This window comes from Collimonas fungivorans, from assembly GCF_028292705.1.
In the GTDB taxonomy this organism is placed as follows: domain Bacteria; phylum Pseudomonadota; class Gammaproteobacteria; order Burkholderiales; family Burkholderiaceae_D; genus Collimonas; species Collimonas fungivorans_B.
Map to the genome: position 1 here is coordinate 1 of NZ_JAQGLV010000035.1, position 2,842 is coordinate 2,842.

Sequence of the window (2,842 nt, forward strand, 5' to 3'; positions counted from 1 at the left end):
ACGTGTCCCATTTCATGCCCGATCACGCCGCGCAGTTCACTGTCGTTCATCATGTCCATCAAGCCGCTATACACCCGGATGCAGCCGTTCGACATGGCCCAGGCGTTGACGTCTTTGGTCATGTAAACACGGTAGTTGGTCTGCGCGCCGTTGAGGCTGGGACTGAAACCCTGCACTACCTTGGTCAGGCGTACGTCGTATTTGCTTTTCGGCGCTGCAATCTTGTTTTGCTTGTCGCTGGCAGCGCAAGCTTCATCCGACATGGTCTTGACATCGGCATCGCTCAAGGAAGTCGCCTTGAGTGCAGTGCTGCCTGCCGCCATCATGCCGTCCACATTCAGGCCGGCGACGCCGCCGCCCGCCGATCCGCAACCGGCCAACGCCGTGGTCGCAGCTAACGCCAACAGCTTAAATTTCAAGTTCATCTGAATCCCCTCTGTGAAATTGTTGTTTTGGTCAATAACGAAAGTAATGGAAAGTTAATTGATGAGAAAAGTTACTAAAATCACCAATAACAGTCCAATGATACAATAAGTTACTTTCTAGAATACCAATAAATTTTGGTGATTCGTTTCCCAAAAACAACAAGACTGCTTGTTCACTGTTGAGGCGGACTGGCATTTTGCTTGAGCAGCACCCAGGCCATGACACCCAGCGCCATAGCCGCCAACAGCAATACTGCCCACAGGATGATATTGCGCGTCGGCATGCCGTCGCGGCCGGCGGATGCCGGCACCAGCGCCGCCGCGCCGTCTGCCTGCGCCAGCGGCAAGCTGTTCTCTTGCGCCGAACGGTAATCCGGCATCAGGCTTTGCATCGGCAGATACGGACTCGTGGCGTTGGCAAGACCTGCCGCCAGGGTAAACGGCGCAGGACCGTTTACCAGCGCCATGATCTGCACCGGTTCGAATTCCAGGCTGATCTCCGGCGGCGCGGAGAAACCCTGGGTCTTCTTGTCGGCTTCGATCTTGATTTCGCGATAGGCGGTCGGCGGCAACTCGATCGCTGCGCTGGTTTGCAGCTTGCCCCCTGTCTGCAATTTGTAGATCACGCTCGCCGTCATCATGGTCCATGGCTGGCCGGCATCCTGGCGGCCCAGCACCCGCACCGGCAGCAGTACATTGTCGCCGGCCGGCTTGATTTTCAGCGCCGCCACCGGTGTGGCGAAAGGCAGCGAAAACCGCAGCATATAGGGATTGTCCAGCACCGGTTGCGCCAAGGCGGCCGTGACCCGCGCGATGCTGCTGACGCCGCGGGCCGTAGTCAATGTGGCGCTGCGCATGACCACCGGCGCCGTCCGTCCCGCAGCGTCGGTCCAGGTGATGCGCAGGTACTGATCCTTGAGATCGGCGGCGGGCAACTCGATATGATCGGCGCCCAGGCCGCTGGTCCCGACTTCCGCGCGGTAGAAGACGGTTTCCGCCAGCGAACGCCAGTATTTCAAGTCTTTGCTGGCCTGCACATCAAAGGTGATCGGCTGCGCATCGGGCAAATCGACGTCCAGCGCCAGGCCCACCACCGGATCGTCGATGGCGCGCGTGTCGAGCAGCGCGCCCAGCACTTTTTTAGCCGGCGCGCCGGCGCCTGCCGGATTGCTTTCGATCTGCACGATGCGCTTGCCTTGCTGTTCTTCGATCCGCAGCGAAGAAGCGGATAGGTCGCTGAGATCGGCGCTGCCCATGATGGGCGATGATTTCAGTTCGATCTTGCGTTTTTCCGTTTGCCGCAGGCTGGCGCTGTCGGACAAGGCCATGGCCAGGGGCTGGCCCTTGGCGTTGAATATCCGTACATCGCTCAGACCGCCGGTTTGCAGGTTCACCAGCACCTGCGCGGGCAGGATCAGGCGCTGCAGCGGCGCATCCGCGGCAAAGGCGAGCGGCAGGTGCAGCGCATACGACTGCGCGCTGTTCGGGTCGGACGCCGGCCAGGCAGCGCCGGTTACCGTCATGGCGGCTGCGCAGATAACAGCACGCATCGGAAAATATTTCATCTCTACGCTTCCTTCACAGTTGCGGCGTCCGCCGCAGTCTTCGGCGGCAACGGTGCAAAATAACCGACCACCAGCATCAGCGCGCCCACCGCGATAAAGGTGACGATGCGTTCCGCGCCGCCCGCGTTCGACAGGTCGACCAGCAGCAGCTTGACCACCACCAGGCCGAGCAAGGCTGCGCCGGTCAGCCACAATCCACGCTGCACGCGGCGGTGCGCCAGCAGCATCAGGCCCAGCGCCAGCAGCGTCCACAAGATGGCGTAGCCGGTCTGCACCACAAAACTGTCGAACAGCGCCGCACTGTCCCATCGCACGCCGAAGAAGTGATGCACGGTGCGCAGCCAGACGGTATTGAGCAAGACAAACGCCAGCACGGCCAGCGCCAGCAGCGTCTGTTTGCGCGGCACCCAGGCAGCGCCGGACGGCAAGGGCTGGGCGGCGACGATTGCGCGGCGCCAGAATACCAGCGCGCCGAGCGCCAGGGCCAGCGTCAGGTCGGTAGGATTGAGCAGGGGAAGATAGGGCAGCGGCGCCGTGTGTCCCGACGACAGCAGCGCCATCAGCAGCGCACCGAAAAACACCAGCACCGTCAGCGGCAAAGCCGCATACCAGTAGTAGGCGACAGCATGCGCATTGAGCGGCCATTTGAATGCCGGCAGCAACGAAATGCGGTTGGCCCGGCCAGCCCACACTGACAAAAACAGCAATACCGCGATCGCACTAATCAGCAGCACCACGCTGGCCCACGAACTGCGCCACAAATCGCCGCGCTCGATGCCGAACCACAGGCAATCGGCCAGCAACAGCGTAAGCAGCCATACGCTGCCGACATGAACGGCACGATTCAGTTTG

General features: G+C 61.1%; 3 protein-coding genes. All 3 read right to left on the minus strand.

The window, feature by feature from the left end:
- Positions 1 to 425: M48 family metalloprotease (locus JWQ61_RS01615; protein WP_304358973.1), on the minus strand; the 425-nt coding region annotated here is incomplete at its 3' end.
- A gap of 173 nt (positions 426 to 598) precedes the next feature.
- Positions 599 to 1,990, minus strand: a complete 1,392-nt coding sequence (locus JWQ61_RS01620; protein ID WP_304358974.1) for a DUF3999 domain-containing protein — start codon at positions 1,988 to 1,990, stop codon at positions 599 to 601.
- 2 nt (positions 1,991 to 1,992) lie between these two features.
- On the minus strand, positions 1,993 to 2,842 hold an 850-nt coding region (locus tag JWQ61_RS01625), incomplete at its 5' end, for a DUF2339 domain-containing protein (RefSeq protein WP_304358975.1).